We start from the raw sequence: 20,368 nt of genomic DNA, 5'->3' as shown, positions 1-20,368 counted from the left end.
CCGGCGCGTCGCGCGGGTGATCGCGCAGGATGCGCAGCCCATTCGAGCCCGCCGCCGCATAGCCTGGAGGGACCGACATCCACCGCCGCGACGACGCGGCCAGAGCCTCGAAGATCGGAGGTTCCCATGTCCATGAGCCAGGTGCACAGCACGAAGGCGATCATCGGTGAGCCCGAGGTCGTCGAGGACGGCCGAGCCCCCGGCGTCGAGACCTCGGATGCGTGGCGGCGTCTCAAGGACGCCGCGATCGCGATCCAGGCGATGCAGGCATCCGACGGCTCGATCCCCGACGCATCGGCGCATGACGCCGCGCGCGCCGAGGTCGAGCGCGTGCAGGACGCGGTGCGCGAGCTCGCGCCGCGGTTCCCGCACGACGCCGCGTACCTCGAAGCGGTCGTCGCCGACCTCGGCCGCTGGGTCGCCGACGGGTTCGGCGTTCCCGACTTCCACGACGCCCTCGTCGCGTTCCACCCCGAGCAGCACCGGGTCGACGGGCTGCGTCACCTCGTCGTGTTCCCGATGTACACGCAGAACGGCTCGCCCGACCGGCATCTCGAGGCGCTCGTCGTCGAGGTCATCTGGCCCGACTTCATCGCGCGCCTCGAGGCGACCGACTACGGCAACCGGCTCTTCGTGAGCCTGCGTCTGGTCGACTTCACGCCCGGGTACGACACGAACTCCGCCGTGCTCTTCCCCGAGACCGTCGCCGTGCGCGAGATCCCCGCCTTCACGTGGGGAGCGATCTTCCAGGACCGCGAGGCCGCGCGCTACCGCCGCGTCGTCCGCGCGGCATCCGAGATCACCAAGCTCGAGCTGCCCGCCGAGGCCGCGCGGATGCTCGACGACCAGCAGCTGACCGAGCAGACCTTCGTGATGTGGGACATCATCCACGATCGCACCCACATGCGCGGTGACCTGCCGTTCGACCCGTTCATGATCAAGCAGCGGATGCCGTACTTCCTCTATTCGCTCGAGGAGCTGCGCTGCGACCTCACGGCCTTCCGCGAGTGCGTCGCCATCCAGCGGCGTCTCACGGGCGCCGAGGAGCTCTCCGCGGTCGAGGCCGAGACGCTCGAGCACGCGCGGCTCGTGCAGTACGCGGTGATCTTCGACCGGATCTTCCGGTTCGCGATCACGGGCAGCCGCGTGCGCAACTACGACGGGCTCGGCGGCCAGCTGCTGTTCGCGTGGCTGCACCAGCGCGGGGCGCTCCACTGGACGGACACCGCGCTCACGTTCGACTGGGACGCGGTCCCCGACGCGGTCGTCGCCCTGGGCGACGCGATCGACGAGCTGTACTGGCGCTCGATCGACCGGCCGAAGACCGTGCACTGGCTCGCGGCATACGACCTCATCCGGTCGGTGCTGACGCCGCACCCCGCCTCGAAGTGGGCCCGCGGCCTTCCGGACGAGGTGCTCGCCGGCCCGCCGCGCGGCTTCACCGACGCCGTGCTGGACGACGAGTTCCCGCTGTCGATGTTCTACGAGGCGCTCGAGAAGAAGATGCGCGACGTGATCGCGCAGACCTCGGGCATCCGCGGGACGGATGACTGACGACGCCCTGGCCGGCCGCGCCGTGCTCCTCGCCGGGGGCACGAGCGCGGCCGGCCGCGCGGCGGCCCGGCGGCTCGCGGATGGCGGCGCGCGGGTCATCGTGGCGGGGCGCGACCCCCGGAAGCTCGCTGCGCTCGCGGGGGAGGGCTTCGAGACGATCGAGGTCGACCTCGCGGACGAGGGCGAGGTGCGCACGCTCGCCTCGTCGGCGGGCGCGATCGACGGGCTGCTGCACCTCGTAGGCGGATGGCGCGGAGGCGGAGGGGTCCCCGGTCAATCGGAAGAGGACCACCGGTTCCTCGAGTCGTCGTTCACGTCGCTGCGTCTCGTGACGCGCGCGCTGTGGCCGTCCTTCGTCGCGTCGTCGCGCGCCCGCGTCGCGATCGTCTCGTCCACGGCCGTCGCGCGCCCCCGCGCGGGCGGCGCGAGCTACGCGGCGGTCAAGGCCGCGAGCGAGGCGTGGACGCGCGCGCTCGCCGACGGCTTCGCGAAGGAGGCCCCCTCCGCGGCCGCGACGATCTTCCGCGTCACGGCTCTCGCCGGGCGTGAGGAGCGCCTCGCCGACGCGTACGCCGACCTGTGGGCGGCCGACGCGGCCGCCGTCAACGACCGGGTCGTCGAGCTCGCCTGACGACCCTGAATAGGCTGGATCAGTGACCCCGATTCATGACGCGAACCTGCGCGGATTCGCCTCCGACAACTACGCCGGCATCCACCCCGAGGTGCTCGCGGCGATCGCCGACGCGAACGCCGGACACCAGATCGCCTACGGAGAGGACGTCTACACCGCCCGCCTGCACGAGGTGCTCGCCGAGCACTTCGGCGGCCCCGTGGCCGCGTTCCCCGTGTTCAACGGCACGGGCGCGAACGTCACGGCGCTGCAGTCGATGCTGCCCCGCTGGGGCGCCGTGATCGCGGCCTCGACCGCGCACATCAACGTCGACGAGCAGGGGGCGCCCGAGCGCATCGGCGGCATGAAGCTCCTCACGGTGCCCACCGAGGACGGCAAGCTCACGCCCGACCTCATCGACCGCGAGGCGTGGGGCTGGGGCGACGAGCACCGCGCGCAGCCGCTCGTCGTCTCGATCACGCAGGCGACCGAGCTCGGCACCGTCTACACCCCCGACGAGATCCGCGCGATCGCCGACCACGCGCACGGCCTCGGCATGCGCGTGCACCTGGACGGCGCGCGCCTCGCGAACGCCGCGGCCGCGCTCGACCTCCCGCTGCGCGCCTTCACGCGCGACGCGGGCGTGGATGTGCTCTCGCTCGGCGGCACGAAGAACGGCGCGATGCTCGCCGAGGCGATCGTCGTGCTCGACCCCGCGGCGTCGGACGGCCTCACCTTCCTCCGCAAGATGAACATGCAGCTCGCGTCGAAGATGCGCTTCGTATCGGCGCAGCTCGTGGCGCTCTTCGACGGCGACCTGTATCTGCGCAACGCCCGCCACGCCAACGCCATGGCGCGGCGACTGCGCGCGGGCGTCGAGGCGGGCCTCGCGGACGGCTCGATCCGCGGCGTGCGGTTCACGCGCGAGACGCAGGCGAACGGCGTGTTCGCCATCCTCCCGGACGGCGTCGCCGATCGCCTGCGCGAGAGCGTCCGCTTCTACGACTGGGACGAGTCGGTCGGCGAGGTGCGCTGGATGTGCAGCTTCGACACCACCGAGGACGACGTCGACGCGTTCGTCGCCGCGATCGCGCGCGAGACGTCGCGCTGACCGCCGCGGGGCGGCGTCACCGCAGCAGCGGCGCCGCCTCCGCCGCGAAGGCCGCGAACGGGCGCGCGGCGCGACCCGTGACGCGTTCGACGTCGGGTGAGACACGCTCGGCCTCGCCCGCTGCGTAGTGCGCGTAGTCCTCGAGGAGGCCCTCCACCTGCCACGCGGGGAGGAGTCCCTCGAGCGACCGGGCGAACGCCGGCGCGGGGACGTCGACGAAGCGGATGTCGCGCTCGGCCGCACGCGCGAGCGCGCTCGCCATCTCGGCGTGCGTGAGCGCGGCGGGCCCGGTGAGGTCGAGCACGCCCAGGCCCGTCTCGGACACGAGGGCGTGCGCGGCGACCGTTCCGATGTCGTCGACGTGCACGGCGCTCACGCGGGCGTCGCCGATCGGCGCGGGCACGATCCCCTGCGCGCGGATGAGGTCGCGGTACACGAGCAGGCCCTGCATGAAGAGGTTCGGCCGCAGGGCGGTCGAGGCCATCCCCGACGCGCGCAGCGCGGCCTCGACCACGGCGTGATAGCGCAGGAAGCGCACGGGGGAGTCCTCCGCCGCCGCGAACTGCGACAGCAGGACGATGTGCGCGACGCCCGCCTCACGTGCGGCCTCGAGGAACGCGAGCTGCTGGTCCTGCGCGCGCTCGGTCGAGGGCGTCACGAGATAGGCCGCGCCGACCCCCTCGAGCGCCCGCGCGACCGCGTCGCGGTCGTCGAAGTCGCCGCGGACGACGGAGCCGTCGCCGGGGAGAGGGGCATCGTCTCGGCGGGTGAAGCCGCGGTAGGCGATGCCGCGAGCGGCGAGGGCGCGGGCCGTGGCCGACCCGGTCGCGCCGGTGACGCCCGTGACGAGGACAGAGGGTGTGGTGTGCATGGATTCTCCTTTTGCAGAGTGATCAATCACTCACTGATAGGTGGCGGTTGGAAGGAAGGGTGCGGTCAGGGGTGTCGGATGCCCGCCGTCAGCGCGTGAGCCCAGTCGGCGTCGACATCGTCGAGGCCCGCGGTCACGACGAGGTGGCACAGCTGGCCATAGGCGACGAACCGCTGCACCTGCGGGGGAGTGCCGCCCGAGCGCTCGGCGGCGAGCTCGGCGACGCGGCCGAGCCCGTGGCGGAGCGCGGCGCCGACCTCGGCGATCTCGGCAACGGACTGCGCGTGCACCTGGAGCAGAAGGAGGTCGCGGTCGGCGATGAGTGCGGCGTAGGCGCCGCCCATGGCGTCGAGCACCGAGTCGGCATCCTCTCCCTGTGCCGTGTCGGCGCCTCGTTCGAGCGCATCCACGACGAGGTCGAAGCACCGCTCCACGGCCGCGGCGAAGAGCTGCTCCTTGCGCGGGAAGAGCTTGAACGCGTACGCGGCGGAGATCCCGGCCTCGGCCGCGACAGAGGCGACGCTCGTGCCCGCGTAGCCGCCGCGCGCGAACCGGCGCACGGCGGCGTCGACGAGGTCAGGGCGTCGGGCGTCGGCGGTGAGGAGGGTTCGCGGCATGTGAGTGACTGTACACTCACTCTTGGCGGTCGGCAAGCGCAGCTGCGCTGCAGGGCGATGAGGCAGACTCGAGGGGATGGCCTCCTCCCTGCTCGACCGCATCCGAACGACCGACGGCGATGCGGACGCGCTGTACGACGCGTTCACCGCGTGGACGACCGAGCGCGGGCTCACGCTCTACCCCGCTCAGGACGAGGCGCTGATCGAGCTCGTCTCGGGCAGCAACGTCGTCCTCGCGACGCCCACGGGCACGGGCAAGTCGCTCGTCGCGATCGCCGCGCACGCGATCGCGCTCGCCCGCGGCGGCCGCACCTACTACACGGCCCCCATCAAGGCGCTCGTGAGCGAGAAGTTCTTCGCGCTCGTCGACATCTTCGGGGCCGAGAGCGTCGGGATGGTCACGGGCGACTCGTCGGTCAACCCCGACGCCGCGATCGTCTGCTGCACCGCCGAGATCCTCGCGAACCTGGCCCTGCGCCAGGGAGCCGACGCCCCCGTCGACCAGGTCGTCATGGACGAGTTCCACTACTACGGCGACGCGGATCGCGGATGGGCCTGGCAGGTTCCGCTGCTGCTCCTGCCGCGCGCGCAGTTCCTCCTCATGTCGGCCACGCTCGGCGACACGACGGCCATCCAGGAGGACCTCACCCGGCGCACGGGACGGCAGACGACGCTCGTCGCGGGAGCGGAGCGGCCCGTGCCCCTGCATCACTCCTACTCCGACCATCCGGCGCACGAGACCGTCGAGCGGCTCCTCGAGGAGCGCGAGACGCCCGTGTACATCGTGCACTTCTCGCAGGCGGCGGCCATGGAGCGCGCCCAGGCGCTCGCGAGCGTCAAGGTCACCACCCGCGAGCAGCGCGACGAGATCGCCGAGGCGATCGGCGGATTCCGATTCACGACCGCGTTCGGCAGGACGCTCTCGCGCCTCGTGCGATCGGGGATCGGCGTGCACCACGCGGGGATGCTCCCGCGCTACCGCCGCCTCGTCGAGACGCTCGCGCAGCGCGGGCTCCTCCGCGTCATCTGCGGGACCGACACCCTCGGGGTCGGCATCAACGTGCCCATCCGCACCGTCATGATCACGGCGCTGTCGAAGTACGACGGCACGCGCATGCGGCGGCTGTCGGCGCGCGAGTTCCACCAGATCGCGGGCCGCGCCGGCCGCGCGGGGTACGACCCGTACGGCAACGTCGTCGTGCTCGCCCCCGACCACGAGATCGAGAACGCGCAGGCCCTCCGCAAGGCCGGAGACGACCCCGTCAAGCGCAAGCGCGTGCAGCGCAAGAAGGCCCCGACCGGGTTCGTGTCGTGGAGCGAGCAGACCTTCGACAAGCTCGTGGAGGCGGAGCCGGAGGCGCTCCAGCCGCAGCTGCAGATCACGAGCGCGATGCTCATCAACGTGATCGGCCGCGGTGGAGACGTCTTCGCGAATGTGCGCGCACTCGTGTTCGACAACCACGAGCCGCGGAACCGGAAGTACGCGCTCGCACGTCGGGCGCTCGCGATCTTCCGCACGCTGCGCGAGGCCGGGATCGTCGAGGTCGACGCCGACGGGCGCATCCACCTCGTCGTCGAGCTGCAGCCGAACTTCGCGCTCAATCAGCCGCTGTCGCCGTTCGCGCTCGCGGCGATCGAGCTGCTCGACCCCGAGGGCGGCGCCGACGGCGTGGGCACCGGCTCGTACGCTCTCGATGTCGTGAGCGTCATCGAGGCGACCCTCGACGACCCGCGGGCGATCCTGTCCCAGCAGGAGTTCAAGGCGCGCGGCGAGGCCGTCGCCGCCATGAAGCGCGAGGGCCTCGAGTACGAGGAGCGCATGAGCGCGCTCGAGGAGATCACCTACGCCAAGCCCCTCGCCGACCTCCTCCAGCAGTCGTTCGAGGTGTTCGCGACGAGCCAGCCGTGGGTGCGCGACTTCGAGCTGCGCCCCAAGTCGGTCGTGCGCGACATGTTCGAGCAGGCGATGTCGTTCGCGGAGTTCGTGAACGCGTACCAGCTCGGTCGCAGCGAGGGCCTCGTGCTCCGCTACCTCAGCGACGCGTACCGCGCCATCCGCCAGACCGTGCCCGCCGAGGCGCGCACCGAGGAGCTGCGCGACATCATCGAGTGGCTCGGCGAGCTCGTCCGCCAGGTCGACTCGAGCCTCGTCGACGAGTGGGAGGCGCTCGCCTCGGGCGCGGACGGCGACGACGCGACCTCCGTCGTGCCGCCGGCGCCGCCATCCGTCACGGTGAACCGGCGCGCGTTCACCGTGCTCGTGCGGAACGAGATGTTCCGGCGCGTGCAGCTCGCGGCGCTCGAGAAGGACGAGGAGCTCGAGGCGCTCGACCCGGACGTCGGATGGCCGCACGCCCTGGACCGCTACTACGCCGACCACGAGTCGATCGGCACGGGCGGCGCCTCCCGGTCGCCCGCGCTGTGTCGGATCGAGGAAGCGGGGGCGTTCTGGCGGGTCGAGCAGACGATCGACGACCCCGAGGGCGACCACGACTGGCGCATCCGCGCCGAGGTCGACCTCGAGGCGTCGGCCGAGGCCGGCACCGCGATCGTCCGCGTGACCGAGGTCGTGCGGCTCTAGACGGGGCCTATGCGGACGTCGCGTCGAAGCCGCGCGCGATCGCCGCACCGGCCGAGAGCCACGCGCGCTGCGTCGCGGGCTTCAGGGCGCCGTAGTGCAGCAGGCCGCCGATCATCGCCGGGTCGTAGGGGATGCTCACGACGTCGCGCGCGAGGGCCCGGTATCCGTCGACCACCTTGCGGTGCTCGCTCGACGGCGCGTTCGGGTCGGCCTGGCTCACGACCGCGACGGCGTTCCGCGCAAGGCGCGCCGAGCGCTCGTCGCGCATCGCGAGCGCCTCGAGCAGCAGGGCGCCGGCCTCGGCGTGCTCCGCGCGCGACGTCGTCGCGACGACGAGCTGGTCGGTGTGGTCGATCATCTGCAGCCACACGGGGTCGGACTCGTCGTTGCCCGAGTCCATGACGATGAGGCGGTAGTACTTCGCCGCGACGGCGTGGATGCGGTCGACGTCTGCCGCGTCGATGCGCTGCTGCTCGGCGAGGGCCATCGGCTGCGAGCGGAGCACATCGAAGCGGTCGCGGGTCTGGTGGTGCACGAAGCGGGCGAGATCGGCCGACTGCGCGCTCGACGAGAGCAGGTGATCGGTCTCGGGCAGCAGCTCGTGCAGCGTCGACTCGTGCGGCCCCTGCTCGGTGCGCCATCCGAGCGTGCCGCGCGTCTGGTTGTTGTCCCACGCGAGCACGCCGGCGCCGCCGAAGCGCGCGAAGACGGCCGCCGTGAGGATCGTCGTGGGCGTCTTGCCCGAGCCGCCCTTGCCGTTGACGACGGCGATCGTGCGGGGCCCCGCCCAGTGCTGGGAGACCGCGGTCTGGTCCTCGCGCTCGGCGCGCTCGGCCGACCCCGGCGGAACCCGCATGCCCGCGCGCACGAGCGCGCCCCGCCATCCGCGGGTCGCGGGCTCCTCGATGCGCTCAGGGGCCAGGAACGACGGGCGCTGCGCGCCGCCGTCGGCCGGCGTGCTCGCGGGCTGCGGCGCGGGGCTCGCGGGCTGCGGGGCGGACCCTGTGCGCATGGGCCCGGGCTGCCCCGCCGCGCGCGCGGGAGCCGGGGCGGGGGCGGGAGTCGGGGCGGGCGCGGATGCCTGCTGCGGCGAGGGCTCGAACGTCACGGGGATGCGCGTCACGATCTGCGTGTCGGCGGCGAGGAGGTCGTCATCGGCGGTCTCGCCGCCCGCGGGGGCAGGTTCGGCGGCGCCCTCGTCGGAATCGACGCGGCCGTCGGGGTGCACGAGGAGCGGCCAGTCGCCGTCGGGCTCGTGCACCGTCACGTGCACGGGGCCGGAGAGCATCGCGGCGATCTCGGCGGCCCGGCGCACGATCTCGCGGCGCGCATCCTCGACGAGCGTCGTCGTGATCTGCTGCGGCGTCTCGTCGACGGTGAGCTCGGCGGATCCGTCGGGGCGGATCACAGCAGAGAGCCCGGCCTGGCTCGAGTCGTCAAGCATCTGGTCGTCTCCTCTGGGGAAAAGGCCGATGTCATCGGCGAACGTCGCTCTCAGCCTACAGACGTCGACATCGCTGCCCGCGGTGAGAGAGGGCAGAACTGCCCACGCCGCGTCACGAGCGGTCGTCGGCCTCGCGGCGATCGCGCGCGACCTCGTCGGCGAGCGCGCTCATCGTGTCGGTGAGCATGGCCACGTCGAGGTCGGCCGCCGACGAGAGAGCGCGTGCCCAGACCCGCCGCAGCCGCTCGAGGTTCGCCTCCGCGAGCGGCGTGATCGCGACGACGACGCCGCGGCCGTCGCCGGCAGGCCGCGAGCGGCTGACGAGGCCGAGACGCTCGAGCTGGCGCAGGGCCTCGCTCACATTGGGGCGCTTGAGCGCGAGCCGGTCGGCGATCCCGCTGGGCGAGACGCCCGGATGGTGATGCACGAACCGCAGCACCATCCGGGCGGTCGCGGTGAGCGGGATGATCTCAGGATCCTCGCCGACGCGGAGATCGAGCTCGCGCGCGAGGGTGAGGACGGCGTCCGCCAGGTCGGCGAGGGCGGCGCGGGTCGGGACGTCGTCGGGCATGCGTTCAGGCTATCGGGCGGTATAGTTATGCACGCATAACTATCTGGAGCGTTCCCGCAGCTCGCGGCCGAGCTCGGCGCCGACGCGACCGGCGCCCAGCTCACCCTCACGGGCTTCCTCGTCGGCGTGGCGGCAGGGCAGCTCCTCTTCGGCCCGCTCTCCGACCGGTTCGGGCAGCGCGGACCGCTCCTCGCGGGCGCGATCGCGCTCGTGGTCGCGAGCGCCGCGGCGGTCGTCGCCCCGACCCTCGAGATCCTCATCGCCGCGCGTGTGGTGCAGGGGCTCGCGGGGGCGGCCGGCATGGTGCTCGGCCGCGCGGTCATCTCCGACCTCGCGACCGGACCCGCCGCGGCACGCGCCTTCAGCCTCATGATGATCGTCGGCGGCGTCGCCCCCGTGATCGCTCCGCTCGTGGGCGGATTCATCTCGGCGCCCCTGGGCTGGCGCGGGGTGCTCGCCGTCGTGCTCGCGATCGCGGTCGCGATGCTCCTGGCCGTGCTCGTCGTGGTGCGCGAGACCCATCCGGCGTCAGCGCGCGCCCGCCGCGCGCCCGGCGCGGCCACGGGCGCGCGGTCTCTGCGCACGCGCGGCTATCTCGGCCACGCGCTCGCGTTCGCGTTCGCCTTCGCGGTCATGATGGCCTACATCTCGGCCTCGCCGTTCCTCTACCAGACGATGATGGGCTTCGACGAGGTGCAGTACGGACTGCTCTTCGGCGTCAACGCACTCGCTCTCATGGCGACGAGCGCGCTCTCGGCGCGGCTCGCGGACCGGGTCGCGCCGCGCCGGCTCCTGGGGTGGGGCCTGACCGGCTCGCTCGCGGGTGCGGTGCTCTTCCTCGCGATCGCGGTCTCCGGCGCGCCGGCGCCCCTCCTCGCGGTCGCCGTGTTCGTCGCGGTCGCGCCGCTCGGGCTCGTCCTCGGAAACGCCACGGCCCTCGCGCAGGCGGCGGCTCCCGGTGCGGCCGGCCTCGCATCGGCCGTGCTCGGCGCGCTGCAGTTCGGCCTCGCCGCGCTCGTCTCGCCCCTCGTCGGCCTCGGCGGGGAGACGACGGCGGTCCCCTGCGGCATCGTCATGGCGGTGTCGGCCGCCATCGCGCTCATCGCCTTCCGGCTTGCGCATTCGGAAAGAACTGCGGTTCTTGCGTCACAGACTGGCCGCAAAGACCCCGATCACTGCGCATAGCCTGGAGTCGCCACGAGCAGCGCGGGCACAGCGGCCCGCCGACCGAAGGAGACAGAGCCAGCGTGAGCCAGCAGTTCGAAGCACGTCGCGCCGAGTGGATCGCCCGAGAGGAGCTGGCCGAGCGGATGATCCCGCTCATCGGCCGCCTGTACCGCGAGCTCGGCATCGTCACATCCATCCACGGCCGCCGCCTGCTGAACATCTCGCCCGTCGAGATCCTCCGCACCCACCGCTACACGCGCAAGGTCGGCGACGAGGTGCTGCGGCCCGAGAAGACCTACGCCGTGCTCGAGGCGCTCGAGACGCTCCGACCTGGCCCGGCCTCGATCGACGTCGCGCGTCTCGTCGCGCGCTTCGACGCGCGCGGGGGCTCCTACGCGACCGACGAGCTCGTCGACTTCCTCCGCGAGGAGCTGGCCGAGGTGCTCACGGCCCGCGAATCGAAGCCCACCGACGTCGTGCTGTACGGCTTCGGGCGCATCGGGCGCCTCCTCGCGCGCATCCTCATCGCCCACCAGGGCGACGGCTCGGGCCTGCGTCTGCGGGCGATCGTCGTGCGCAGGGGATCGGCAGACGACCTCAAGAAGCGCGCGAGCCTCCTGCGCCGCGACTCGGTCCACGGCCCCTTCGCGGGGACGATCGAGATCGACGAGGAGAACGAGACGATCCTCGCGAACGGCACGCTCATCCAGGTCATCTACGCGAACGACCCTGCGGCCGTCGACTACACGCAGTACGGCATCTCCGACGCGATCGTCGTCGACAACACGGGCCGCTGGCGCGACGAGGAAGGGCTCGGCCAGCACCTCCGCGCGACGGGCGTCTCGCGCGTGCTCCTCACGGCACCCGGCAAGGGCGCGATCAAGAACATCGTGTCGGGCATCAACAGCGAGGACATCTCGCCTGAGGACCGCATCCTCTCGGCGGCGTCGTGCACGACGAACGCGATCACGCCGGTCCTCGCGGCGGTCGATCAGGCCTTCGGCATCCGCCACGGGCACGTCGAGACGGTCCACTCGTACACGAACGACCAGAACCTCATCGACAACTTCCACAAGGGCGACCGCCGCGGGCGCTCGGCGGCCCTGAACATGGTCATCACGGAGACGGGCGCCGCGAAGGCCGTCGCGAAGGCGCTGCCGCAGCTCGCCGGCCGGCTCTCCGGCAGCGCGATCCGCGTGCCCACGCCCGACGTGTCGCTCGCGATCCTCAACCTGCAGCTCGAGCGCCCGACCACGAAGGACGAGATCAACGCCTACCTGCGGCAGACGTCGCTCACGTCGCCGCTGCGCCAGCAGATCGACTACGTCGAGTCGCCCGAGGTCGTCTCGACCGACTTCGTGGGCAGCAACCGCGCGGGCATCGTCGACGGCCTCGCGACCGTCGCCGGCGAGGAGAGCGTCGTGCTGTACGTCTGGTACGACAACGAGTTCGGCTACTCGTGCCAGGTCGTCCGCGTGCTCGAGAAGATGGCGGACGTGCATCCGACGATCCTCCCGGTGCGCGAGCCCGTCGTGCTCGGCGCGGAGGCCGCGGTCGACGCCGTGGAGCCCGCGGCGGTCTGAGCCGCACCCGGACGACGCTCGTCGCTACTTGGCGACGAGCGTCGTCTCGAAGCTGTACATGTCGGGCCGGTAGCAGTGCCGCCCGAACTCGATCGCGCGCCCTGACGCGTCGTAGGCCACGCGCTCCATCGTGAGGAGCGGCCCGCCCCGGTCGACGTCGAGCAGCTCCGCCTCGTCGCCGTGCTCGCGACGCGCGCCGATGCGCTGCTTCGCGACCCGGATGGTCACGCCGCGCGATCGCAGGATCTGATAGAGACCCTGCTGCTCGAGCTGCTCGAGCGAGATGTCGGCGAGGTCGCCCGGCAGCCAGTTCTCGAGGAGGGCGACCGGAACGCCGTCGGTGCTGCGCTGTCGCCGCAGGTAGAGGACGTCGTCGCCGGCCGCGACGCCGAGACGCTCGGCCACGTCGGCCGGGACCGCGCGCACCTCGCGCGTGAGCACGCGCGTCGCCGGGTCGTGGTGCGCGCTCTTGAGGTCCTCGTAGAGGCTCGTGAGCTCGACCTGCCGCGTGACCTGGCCCTGCACGACCTGCGTGCCGATGCCGCGCCGGCGCACGAGCAGGCCCTTGTCGACGAGCTCCTGGATCGCGCGGCGCACGGTCGGGCGCGAGAGCCCGAGTCGATGCCCGATGGCGATCTCGTTCTCGAGGCGCGCGCCGGGAGGGATGTCCCCCGAGCGGATGGCCTGCTCGAGCCGGCTGGACACCTGGAAGTAGAGCGGCACGGGCCCCGTGCGATCGAGGTCCGCGAAGAGTTCGTCCGGCCACACGGCCTCGTCGGCTGCCATCGCTGCGCTCCTCCTCGATCGTCAGGATGTGATGTCCCGACAACCTTACCCGCCTCGACCTTTGTCACCTCGGATTGACTGTTGCACGCCGTCGCTCTTGTGATATTGTCAGGACATAGATCGACCCGCGGGCGCAGCCGCCCAGTCACGACAACGGAGTATGACGATGAGCACCTCACCCGACGTCCTCGCGATCGGCCGCCTCGGCGTCGACATCTACCCGCTGCAGGACGGCGTGGGCCTCGAGAAGGTCGAGACGTTCGGCAAGTACCTCGGCGGGACGGCCGCCAACGTCTCGGTCGCCGTCGCCCGCTACGGCCACGACTCGGCCCTCGTCTCGCGCGTCGGCGACGACCCGTTCGGCCGCTATCTCCTCGGCGAGCTCACCCGCCTCGGCGTCGACAACCGGTACGTCGCGACCGACCCGACGCTGAGCACGCCCGTCACCTTCTGCGAGATCTTCCCGCCCGACGACTTCCCCCTGTACTTCTACCGCGAGCCCAAGGCGCCCGACATGAACGTCGACGCGGCGCAGATCGACCTCGACGCCGTCCGCGCCGCGCGCATCCTCTGGTTCACGACGACGGGGCTGAGCGAGGAGCCGAGCCGCGAGGCGCACCACGCGGCCCTCGCCGCGCGCGAGCGCCGGACCCACACCATCCTCGACCTCGACTACCGCCCGATGTTCTGGGAGGACCCGGCGCTCGCGACCGAGCAGATCGGCCAGGTGCTCGGCGAGGTCACCGTCGCCGTCGGCAACCGCGAGGAGTGCCAGGTCGCGGTCGGCGAGACCGAGCCGCAGCGGGCGGCCGACGCCCTCCTCGAGCGCGGGGTCGAGCTCGCGATCGTGAAGCAGGGGCCCCGCGGGGTGCTCGCGAAGACGCGCGACGAGGTCGTCGAGGTCCCCGTCCATGCGGTCGACGTCATCAACGGCCTCGGCGCGGGCGACGCGTTCGGCGGCGCCCTCTGCCACGGACTTCTCGAGGGCTGGAGCATCGAGCGCACGCTGCGCTTCGCGAACGTCGCGGGCGCGATCGTCGCGTCGCGCCGCGAGTGCTCGACCGCCATGCCGACGGCCGACGAGGTCGAGAACACCCTCCAGGGAGCATGACATGACCGCACTCTCCGCAGCCGACTTCGAGCGGCTCCGTGACGTCCGCGCCCACCGGCCCGACGAGATCGGCGCCGCGTTCGCCGCCCGCCGTCGCCGCGACGTGCTGCGCGGAGACGGCCGGCTCTTCATCGTGGCCGCCGACCACCCCGCGCGCGGCGCGCTCGCGGTCGGCTCCGACCAGACGGCCATGGCCGACCGCTACGAGCTCCTCGAGCGTCTCGCGATCGCGCTCGGCCGGCCCGGCGTCGACGGCGTGCTCGGCACGCCGGACATCATCGACGACCTCGCCGCGCTCGGGCTGCTCGACGACAAGGTCGTCGTCGGGTCGATGAACCGCGGCGGCCTGCGCGGTGCGGCGTTCGAGATGGACGACCGCTACGGCGCGTACGACGTCGCCACGATGGCGGCGAAGGGCATCGACTTCGCCAAGACCCTCATCCGCGTGAACCTCGGCGATCCCGCCACGGCGCCGACGCTCGAGGCCACGGCCCGCGCCGTGAACGAGGCGGCGGCCGCGCGGCTGCCGATCATGCTCGAGCCGTTCATGAGCGAGTGGCGCGACGGCCGCATCGTCAACGACCTGTCGACCGACGCGGTCATCCTCTCCGTCGCGATCGCGGCGGGGCTGGGCGCCGACAGCGCCTACACGTGGATGAAGCTGCCCGTCGTCGACGACATGGAGCGCGTCATGGCTGCCACGACCATGCCGACCCTGCTGCTGGGCGGCGACTCCGGCGCCGACCCCGATGAGACGTTCGCCGCCTGGGAGGGCGCGCTCGCCCTACCCGGCGTGCGCGGCCTCACCGTGGGCCGCACGCTCCTCTACCCGCCCGACGGCGATGTCGCGGCGGCCGTCGACACGGCCGCGCGCCTCGTGCACCGCGACATCCCCGCGTCCGTCTGACCCCGACCATCCGAAGGACACCCCATGAGCACCATCACCGACACGACGGTCATCGGCCACTGGATCGACGGCGCACCGCGAGCGTCGCAGAGCGGGCGCACCGCACCCGTCTACAACCCCGCGACCGGTGCCGTGAGCGCCGAGGTGGCGCTCGCCGACGAGAGCGAGATCGACGCCGCGATCGCGTCGGCGCAGCGCGGCTTCGAGACGTGGAGCCGGTTCTCGGTCGCGAAGCGGCAGACCGTGCTGTTCGCGTTCCGCGAGCTGCTCAACGCGCGCAAGGGCGAGCTCGCCGCGATCATCACGGCCGAGCACGGCAAGGTCCTCTCCGACGCCATGGGCGAGATCCTGCGCGGCCAGGAGGTCGTCGAGCTCGCCACCGGGTTCCCGCACCTCATCAAGGGCGCGTTCAGCGAGAACGCCTCGACGGGCATCGACGTGTACTCGATCAAGCAGCCTCTCGGCGTGGTGGGCGTGATCAGCCCGTTCAATTTCCCGGCCATGGTGCCGATGTGGTTCTTCCCCATCGCGATCGCGGCCGGCAACGCGGTCGTGCTCAAGCCGAGCGAGAAGGACCCCTCGGCGGCGCTGTGGCTCGCGCAGCTGTGGAAGGAGGCCGGGCTGCCGGACGGCGTGTTCACGGTCCTTCAGGGCGACAAGCTCGCCGTCTATGGCCTCCTCACCGACCCGCGCGTGCAGTCGGTGTCGTTCGTCGGCTCGACGCCGATCGCGCAGTACATCTACGAGACCGCGTCGAAGCACGGCAAGCGCGTGCAGGCGCTCGGCGGCGCGAAGAACCACATGCTCGTGCTGCCCGACGCCGACCTCGACCTCGTCGCCGACCAGGCGATCAACGCCGGCTACGGCGCGGCGGGGGAGCGGTGCATGGCGATCTCGGTCGTGCTCGCGGTCGAGCCGGTCGCCGACGAGCTCATCGCGAAGATCTCGGAGCGGATCGCGAAGCTCCGCATCGGCAACGGCGCCGGCGTCGACGGCGTCGAGCCCGACATGGGCCCGCTGATCACCGCGCAGCACCGCGAGAAGGTCGCCGGCTACGTCGACATCGCCGAGCAGGATGGCGCCACGATCGTCGTCGACGGGCGAGACTTCCGCGTCGAGGGGCACGAGGACGGCTTCTTCTTCGGCCCGACGCTCATCGACAAGGTGCCGACCACCTCTCGCGCGTACCAGGAGGAGATCTTCGGGCCCGTGCTCGAGGTCGTCCGCGTGCAGAGCTTCCAGGAGGGCGTCGACCTCATCAACTCCGGGCAGTTCGGCAACGGAACCGCGATCTTCACGAACGACGGCGGCGCGGCACGCCGCTTCCAGAACGAGATCCAGGTCGGCATGATCGGCATCAACGTGCCGATCCCCGTGCCGGTCGCGTACCACTCGTTCGGCGGATGGAAGCAGTCGCTGTTCGGCGACGCGAAGGCGTACGGCGTGCACGGCTTCGACTTCTTCACGCGCGAGAAGGCGGTCACGAGCCGCTGGCTCGACCCCGCGACCCACGGCGGCATCAACCTCGGCTTCCCCCAGAACGACTAGATGATGAGGCGAGCGGAGCGAGCCGCTCCCGGTCGTTGAGCGAGCGCCAGCGAGTCGAAACGCCGCGAGACGACCCCGAGAACGACGAGAAGAGAGATGGACATGACGGACCAGCGCTGGTTCCACCGCCGCGGCGCGCTCGCGCGCGACGGCTGGGAGACCGTCGTCGACGGCTCGATCGAGGGCTGGGAGCACACGGGCCTGCGGGTCGCGCAGCTCGCCGCCGGCGACGAGCTCGCGCTCGAGCCGGGCACCGAGAAGCTCGTGGTGCCGCTCGCGGGTGCGTTCGAGGTGCGCACGGGGGATGCCGCCTACGCGCTCGCGGGCCGGCGCTCCGTGTTCGACGGGCCGACGGACGTGCTCTACCTGTCGACCGCGGAGCAGGGCGTGCTGTCGGGGGAGGGGCGCGTGGCGGTCGCGACATCGCCGACCGAGAGGGTCTTCGCCACGCGCCTCATCCCCGCCGCCGACACGCCGGTCGAGCTGCGCGGCGCGGGGGCCTCGAGCCGTCAGGTCCACAACTTCGGCACGCCCCAGGCGCTCGACGCGGCGCGGTTCATCGTGTGCGAGGTCATCACCCCTGCCGAGAACTGGTCGTCGTACCCCCCGCACAAGCACGACGAGCACGTGCCGGGCCACGAGTCGCGCCTCGAGGAGATCTACTACTTCGAGACGGCTCCCGCCCGGGTCGGAGGCGCGAAGGGCACGCCGGAGGCCTCCTTCGGCATGTTCAGCACCTACTCCTCGCCCGCGGGCGAGATCGACATCAACGCGCAGGTGCGCACGGGCGACGTCGCGCTCGTGCCGTACGGCTACCACGGCCCCGCCGTCGCCGCGCCGGGCTACGACCTCTACTACCTCAACGTGATGGCCGGGCCCGACGCCGAGAGGGTCTGGCTCATCAGCGACGACCCCGGGCACGCCTGGGTGCGCGAGACCTGGGAGGGCCAGGAGCTCGACTCCCGCCTCCCCTACGAGAACAAGGAAGGCTGATCCCATGGGCAGCACCAAGCGGATGACCGTGAGCCAGGCTCTCGTCGAGTTCCTGGCGCACCAGTGGACGGTCGACGGCGACCGCCGCGAGCGCACGATCCCCGGCGTGTTCGGCATCTTCGGCCACGGCAACGTCGCAGGCGTGGGGCAGGCGCTCAAGCAGGTCCACGAGGAGCAGCCGGGCCTCATGCCGTACTACCAGGCCCGGAACGAGCAGGCCATGGTGCACCAGGCCGTCGGCTACGCGCGCATGCACCGTCGCCGTGCGACCTTCGCGTCGGCCGCTTCGGTCGGGCCGGGAGCGGCGAACATGCTCACCGGCGCGGCGCTCGCGACCTCCAACCGCCTGCCGGCTCTGCTCCTGCCCAGTGACACGTTCGCGACGCGCGTCGCCGACCCCGTGCTGCAGCAGCTCGAGCACCCCCACGACATCGGCATCCAGGTGACCGACGCCTTCCGCCCCGTGTCGCGCTTCTTCGACCGCGTGCAGCGCCCCGAGCAGCTGTACTCGATCGCGCTCGCCGCGATGCGCGTGCTCACCGACCCCGCCGAGACCGGGGCCGTCACGATCGCGCTCCCCGAGGACGTCCAGGCCGAGGCGATCGACGTGCCGCTCGCGTTCCTCCAGGACCGCGAGTGGCGCGTGCGCCGTCCGCGTCCGGATCGCGACGCGCTCGCGCTCGCCGTGCGGGCCATCCGCGGCGCGCAGCGCCCCTTCATCGTCGCCGGCGGCGGCGTGCTCTACTCCGACGCCGAGGAGCAGCTGCGCGCGCTCGTCGAGGCCACGGGCATCCCCGTGGGCACGTCGCAGGCCGGCGGCGGCGTGCTGAACTGGGACCACCCGCAGTACCTCGGCGGCGTCGGCGCCACGGGCACGCTCGCCGCGAACCGCCTCGCGGCCGAGGCGGACGTCGTCATCGGCATCGGCACCCGCTACAGCGACTTCACGACGGCGTCGCGCACGGCGTTCCAGAACCCCGACGTCGCGTTCGTGAACATCAACGTCGCGTCGTTCGACGCCTACAAGCACGGCACGCAGCTGCCGGTCGTCGCGGACGCGCGCGAGGCCCTCGTCGAGCTCCTCGCCGAGCTCGAGGGGCTCCGTGTGACCGGCGAGTACGCGGAGCGCATCGCGCGCGAGAAGGCCGCGTGGGACGCCACGGTCGACGAGGCGTTCGCCCGCTCGGGACTCGCGCTGCCGGGCCAGCCCGAGATCATCGGGGCCGTGCAGCAGGCGAGCGCCCCCGAGGACGTCGTCGTCCAGGCCGCGGGGTCGCTGCCGGGAGACCTCCACAAGCTGTGGCGCGTGCGCGACCCGCTCGGGTACCACGTCGAGTACGCCTTCTCGTGCATGGGCTACGAGATCGCCGGCGGCATCGGCGTCAAGCGCGGCGCCGTGGCCGACGGCTCGGACCGCGACGTGATCGTCATGGTGGGCGACGGGTCGTACCTCATGCTCAACACCGAGCTGGTGACGGCCGTCGCCGAGGGCATCAAGATCATCGTCGTGCTCATCCAGAACCACGGGTACGCCTCGATCGGCCACCTGTCCGAGACGGTCGGGTCGGAGCGCTTCGGCACGAAGTACCGGGCCTACGACCCGCAGGCCCGCGACTTCCAGGGCGAGGACGTCCTCCCCGTCGACCTCGCGATGAACGCGCGCAGCTACGGCATGGACGTCATCGAGATCGAGCCGACGCCCTCCGCGGTCGACGACCTCCGCGACGCGATCGCGCGCGCCAAGGCGTCCGACCGGTCGACCTTCATCCACATCAACAGCGACCCGCACATCTACGCGCCCGACGGCGCGGGATGGTGGGACGTCCCGGTCGCGCAGGTGTCGACGCTCGCATCGACCCAGGCGGCCAGGGCGGAGTACGAGCAGCAGGTCCAGGCGCAGAAGCCGCTCATCGGCTGAGCGCGGGCATCGACAGGAGACACAGCATGACCGACAGCATCCCCGACGACGCAGACATCGTCGTCCGCTCCGACGCCGGCCTGCGCATCGGCACCGCGCCGGACTCGTGGGGCGTGTGGTTCCCCGACGACCCGAAGCAGGTGCCCTGGCAGCGGTTCCTCGACGAGGTCGTCGAGGCCGGCTACACGTGGATCGAGCTGGGCCCCTACGGCTATCTGCCGACCGACCCGCACCAGCTCGAGGACGAGCTGGGCAGCCGAGGGCTCCGGCTCTCGGGCGGCACGGTCTTCACGGGATTCCACAAGAGCGACGACGAGTGGCAGCGCGCGTGGGACCAGGCCGTGAAGGTCGCCGGTCTCGCTTCGCAGCTCGGCGCCGAGCACATCGTCGTCATCCCCGACCTCTGGCGCAGCGACGCCACGAGCGAGGTGCTCGAGGCGCGCACGCTCTCCGACGAGCAGTGGGCGAAGCTCGCCGCGGGGCACGACCGGCTCGGCAAGGCGCTCCTCGAGGAGTACGGCGTCCGCCAGCAGTTCCACTCGCACGCCGACAGCCACGTCGGCACGACCCGCGAGGTGCTCCGCTTCCTCGACGAGACCGACCCGCGCTACACGAACCTGTGCCTCGATACCGGGCACTTCGCGTACTACGGCGGCGACAACCTCAAGCTCATCGAGGAGCGGCCGGACCGCATCGGGTACCTGCACCTCAAGCAGGTCGACACGTCGCTGCTCTTCGACGTGCTCAAGAACGACGTGCCGTTCGCCGAGGCGGTCAGCCAGGGCATCATGATCGAGCCGCCGCACGGCGTGCCCGACCTCGGCCCGATCATCGAGGCCGTCGCGGCGATCGACCCCGACATCTTCGCGATCGTGGAGCAGGACATGTACGGCTGCGACGTCGACACCCCGTTCCCCATCGCGAGCCGCACCCGCCAGCACATCTTCAGCTGCACGCACTTCGCGCGCCAGCACTGAGCCCCCCCAGGAGAAGACG

General features: G+C 71.9%; 16 protein-coding genes and 1 pseudogene. 12 read left to right on the top strand and 5 right to left on the bottom strand.

Annotation, left to right across the window (positions count from 1 at the left end; genetic code table 11):
- Positions 1–126 precede the first annotated feature (126 nt).
- Genes ACWXWW_RS14675 through ACWXWW_RS14665 form a run of 3 tightly spaced genes read left to right on the top strand, consistent with a single transcriptional unit; the run spans position 127 to position 3,275 of the window.
- Positions 127–1,554 (top strand): DUF6421 family protein, encoded by a 1,428-nt coding sequence (locus tag ACWXWW_RS14675; RefSeq protein ID WP_421076342.1) that lies wholly within the window; start codon positions 127–129, stop codon positions 1,552–1,554.
- Entirely contained in the window at positions 1,547–2,185 is a 639-nt protein-coding gene (locus ACWXWW_RS14670) for an SDR family oxidoreductase (RefSeq protein WP_282979071.1), read from the top strand. The genes ACWXWW_RS14675 and ACWXWW_RS14670 overlap by 8 nt, the downstream gene beginning before the upstream one ends.
- A 22-nt stretch (positions 2,186–2,207) precedes the next feature.
- Entirely contained in the window at positions 2,208–3,275 is a 1,068-nt protein-coding gene (locus ACWXWW_RS14665) for a threonine aldolase family protein (RefSeq protein ID WP_282979070.1), read from the top strand.
- Between the two features lie 16 nt (positions 3,276–3,291).
- Here the strand turns inward: ACWXWW_RS14665 and ACWXWW_RS14660 are convergent, their stop codons facing one another.
- Together ACWXWW_RS14660 and ACWXWW_RS14655 are read right to left on the bottom strand one after the other, a co-directional pair.
- A complete protein-coding gene (locus ACWXWW_RS14660) occupies positions 3,292–4,146 on the bottom strand; it encodes an NmrA family NAD(P)-binding protein (RefSeq protein ID WP_455970574.1) in 855 nt (284 codons plus the stop codon).
- Positions 4,147–4,211: 65 nt separating this feature from the next.
- Positions 4,212–4,763: a TetR/AcrR family transcriptional regulator gene (locus tag ACWXWW_RS14655; RefSeq protein ID WP_455970572.1), complete on the bottom strand. Its 552-nt coding sequence runs from the start codon at positions 4,761–4,763 to the stop codon at positions 4,212–4,214.
- Between the two features lie 76 nt (positions 4,764–4,839).
- On the opposite strand from ACWXWW_RS14655, the gene ACWXWW_RS14650 reads away from it, so the two are divergent.
- The gene (locus ACWXWW_RS14650) at positions 4,840–7,344 is read left to right on the top strand and encodes a DEAD/DEAH box helicase (protein ID WP_455970570.1); all 2,505 of its coding nucleotides are present in this window, start codon (positions 4,840–4,842) and stop codon (positions 7,342–7,344) included.
- Between the two features lie 7 nt (positions 7,345–7,351).
- Here ACWXWW_RS14650 and ACWXWW_RS14645 read toward each other — a convergent pair whose 3' ends face one another.
- Both ACWXWW_RS14645 and ACWXWW_RS14640 read right to left on the bottom strand, forming a co-directional pair.
- A complete protein-coding gene (locus ACWXWW_RS14645; RefSeq protein ID WP_455970568.1) occupies positions 7,352–8,788 on the bottom strand; it encodes a MinD/ParA family ATP-binding protein in 1,437 nt (478 codons plus the stop codon).
- Positions 8,789–8,900: 112 nt separating this feature from the next.
- The gene (locus ACWXWW_RS14640; protein ID WP_455970566.1) at positions 8,901–9,359 is read right to left on the bottom strand and encodes a MarR family transcriptional regulator; all 459 of its coding nucleotides are present in this window, start codon (positions 9,357–9,359) and stop codon (positions 8,901–8,903) included.
- Between the two features lie 54 nt (positions 9,360–9,413).
- Here ACWXWW_RS14640 and ACWXWW_RS14635 point away from each other — a divergent pair.
- A pseudogene (locus tag ACWXWW_RS14635) lies at positions 9,414–10,544 on the top strand (Bcr/CflA family efflux MFS transporter); the annotation flags it as partial.
- A gap of 62 nt (positions 10,545–10,606) precedes the next feature.
- The gene (locus tag ACWXWW_RS14630) at positions 10,607–12,109 is read left to right on the top strand and encodes a glyceraldehyde-3-phosphate dehydrogenase (RefSeq protein WP_455970564.1); all 1,503 of its coding nucleotides are present in this window, start codon (positions 10,607–10,609) and stop codon (positions 12,107–12,109) included.
- A gap of 24 nt (positions 12,110–12,133) precedes the next feature.
- Here the strand turns inward: ACWXWW_RS14630 and ACWXWW_RS14625 are convergent, their stop codons facing one another.
- Positions 12,134–12,895 carry a GntR family transcriptional regulator gene (locus ACWXWW_RS14625; RefSeq protein WP_271173206.1) on the bottom strand — a complete coding sequence of 254 codons (762 nt, stop codon included), beginning with the start codon at positions 12,893–12,895 and terminating at the stop codon, positions 12,134–12,136.
- 166 nt (positions 12,896–13,061) lie between these two features.
- Here ACWXWW_RS14625 and iolC point away from each other — a divergent pair, with 166 nt between their 5' ends.
- From iolC to ACWXWW_RS14595, 6 genes are all read left to right on the top strand, one after another.
- Entirely contained in the window at positions 13,062–14,006 is a 945-nt protein-coding gene (iolC, locus tag ACWXWW_RS14620) for a 5-dehydro-2-deoxygluconokinase (RefSeq protein WP_455970562.1), read from the top strand.
- A gap of 1 nt (position 14,007) precedes the next feature.
- The gene (locus tag ACWXWW_RS14615) at positions 14,008–14,913 is read left to right on the top strand and encodes a class I fructose-bisphosphate aldolase (protein WP_271173204.1); all 906 of its coding nucleotides are present in this window, start codon (positions 14,008–14,010) and stop codon (positions 14,911–14,913) included.
- Positions 14,914–14,937: 24 nt separating this feature from the next.
- Entirely contained in the window at positions 14,938–16,461 is a 1,524-nt protein-coding gene (locus ACWXWW_RS14610) for a CoA-acylating methylmalonate-semialdehyde dehydrogenase (protein WP_455970560.1), read from the top strand.
- 102 nt (positions 16,462–16,563) lie between these two features.
- Positions 16,564–17,454, top strand: coding sequence for a 5-deoxy-glucuronate isomerase (gene iolB, locus ACWXWW_RS14605; RefSeq protein WP_282979061.1), 891 nt, complete (start codon positions 16,564–16,566; stop codon positions 17,452–17,454).
- Between the two features lie 4 nt (positions 17,455–17,458).
- The gene (gene iolD, locus ACWXWW_RS14600) at positions 17,459–19,372 is read left to right on the top strand and encodes a 3D-(3,5/4)-trihydroxycyclohexane-1,2-dione acylhydrolase (decyclizing) (RefSeq protein ID WP_282979059.1); all 1,914 of its coding nucleotides are present in this window, start codon (positions 17,459–17,461) and stop codon (positions 19,370–19,372) included.
- 26 nt (positions 19,373–19,398) lie between these two features.
- The gene (locus ACWXWW_RS14595) at positions 19,399–20,349 is read left to right on the top strand and encodes a sugar phosphate isomerase/epimerase family protein (RefSeq protein ID WP_271173200.1); all 951 of its coding nucleotides are present in this window, start codon (positions 19,399–19,401) and stop codon (positions 20,347–20,349) included.
- Positions 20,350–20,368 lie beyond the last annotated feature (19 nt).

The organism is Microbacterium sp. KNMS (genome assembly GCF_053851835.1).
Note: the sequence above shows the minus strand (reverse complement) of the source record. Positions and strands in the feature narration are given on the sequence as shown.

Excerpts from the sequence above, each read along its gene's own strand:
- ACWXWW_RS14625 (WP_271173206.1), bottom strand. The coding sequence starts at position 12,895 with ATGGCAGCCGACGAGGCCGTGTGGCCGGACGAACTCTTCGCGGACCTC.
- ACWXWW_RS14615 (WP_271173204.1), top strand. The coding sequence starts at position 14,008 with ATGACCGCACTCTCCGCAGCCGACTTCGAGCGGCTCCGTGACGTCCGC.
- ACWXWW_RS14660 (WP_455970574.1), bottom strand. The coding sequence starts at position 4,146 with ATGCACACCACACCCTCTGTCCTCGTCACGGGCGTCACCGGCGCGACC.
- ACWXWW_RS14640 (WP_455970566.1), bottom strand. The coding sequence starts at position 9,359 with ATGCCCGACGACGTCCCGACCCGCGCCGCCCTCGCCGACCTGGCGGAC.
- ACWXWW_RS14595 (WP_271173200.1), top strand. The coding sequence starts at position 19,399 with ATGACCGACAGCATCCCCGACGACGCAGACATCGTCGTCCGCTCCGAC.
- ACWXWW_RS14610 (WP_455970560.1), top strand. The coding sequence starts at position 14,938 with ATGAGCACCATCACCGACACGACGGTCATCGGCCACTGGATCGACGGC.
- iolB (WP_282979061.1), top strand. The coding sequence starts at position 16,564 with ATGACGGACCAGCGCTGGTTCCACCGCCGCGGCGCGCTCGCGCGCGAC.
- iolC (WP_455970562.1), top strand. The coding sequence starts at position 13,062 with ATGAGCACCTCACCCGACGTCCTCGCGATCGGCCGCCTCGGCGTCGAC.
- ACWXWW_RS14675 (WP_421076342.1), top strand. The coding sequence starts at position 127 with ATGTCCATGAGCCAGGTGCACAGCACGAAGGCGATCATCGGTGAGCCC.
- ACWXWW_RS14670 (WP_282979071.1), top strand. The coding sequence starts at position 1,547 with ATGACTGACGACGCCCTGGCCGGCCGCGCCGTGCTCCTCGCCGGGGGC.
- ACWXWW_RS14655 (WP_455970572.1), bottom strand. The coding sequence starts at position 4,763 with ATGCCGCGAACCCTCCTCACCGCCGACGCCCGACGCCCTGACCTCGTC.
- ACWXWW_RS14650 (WP_455970570.1), top strand. The coding sequence starts at position 4,840 with ATGGCCTCCTCCCTGCTCGACCGCATCCGAACGACCGACGGCGATGCG.
- ACWXWW_RS14645 (WP_455970568.1), bottom strand. The coding sequence starts at position 8,788 with ATGCTTGACGACTCGAGCCAGGCCGGGCTCTCTGCTGTGATCCGCCCC.
- iolD (WP_282979059.1), top strand. The coding sequence starts at position 17,459 with ATGGGCAGCACCAAGCGGATGACCGTGAGCCAGGCTCTCGTCGAGTTC.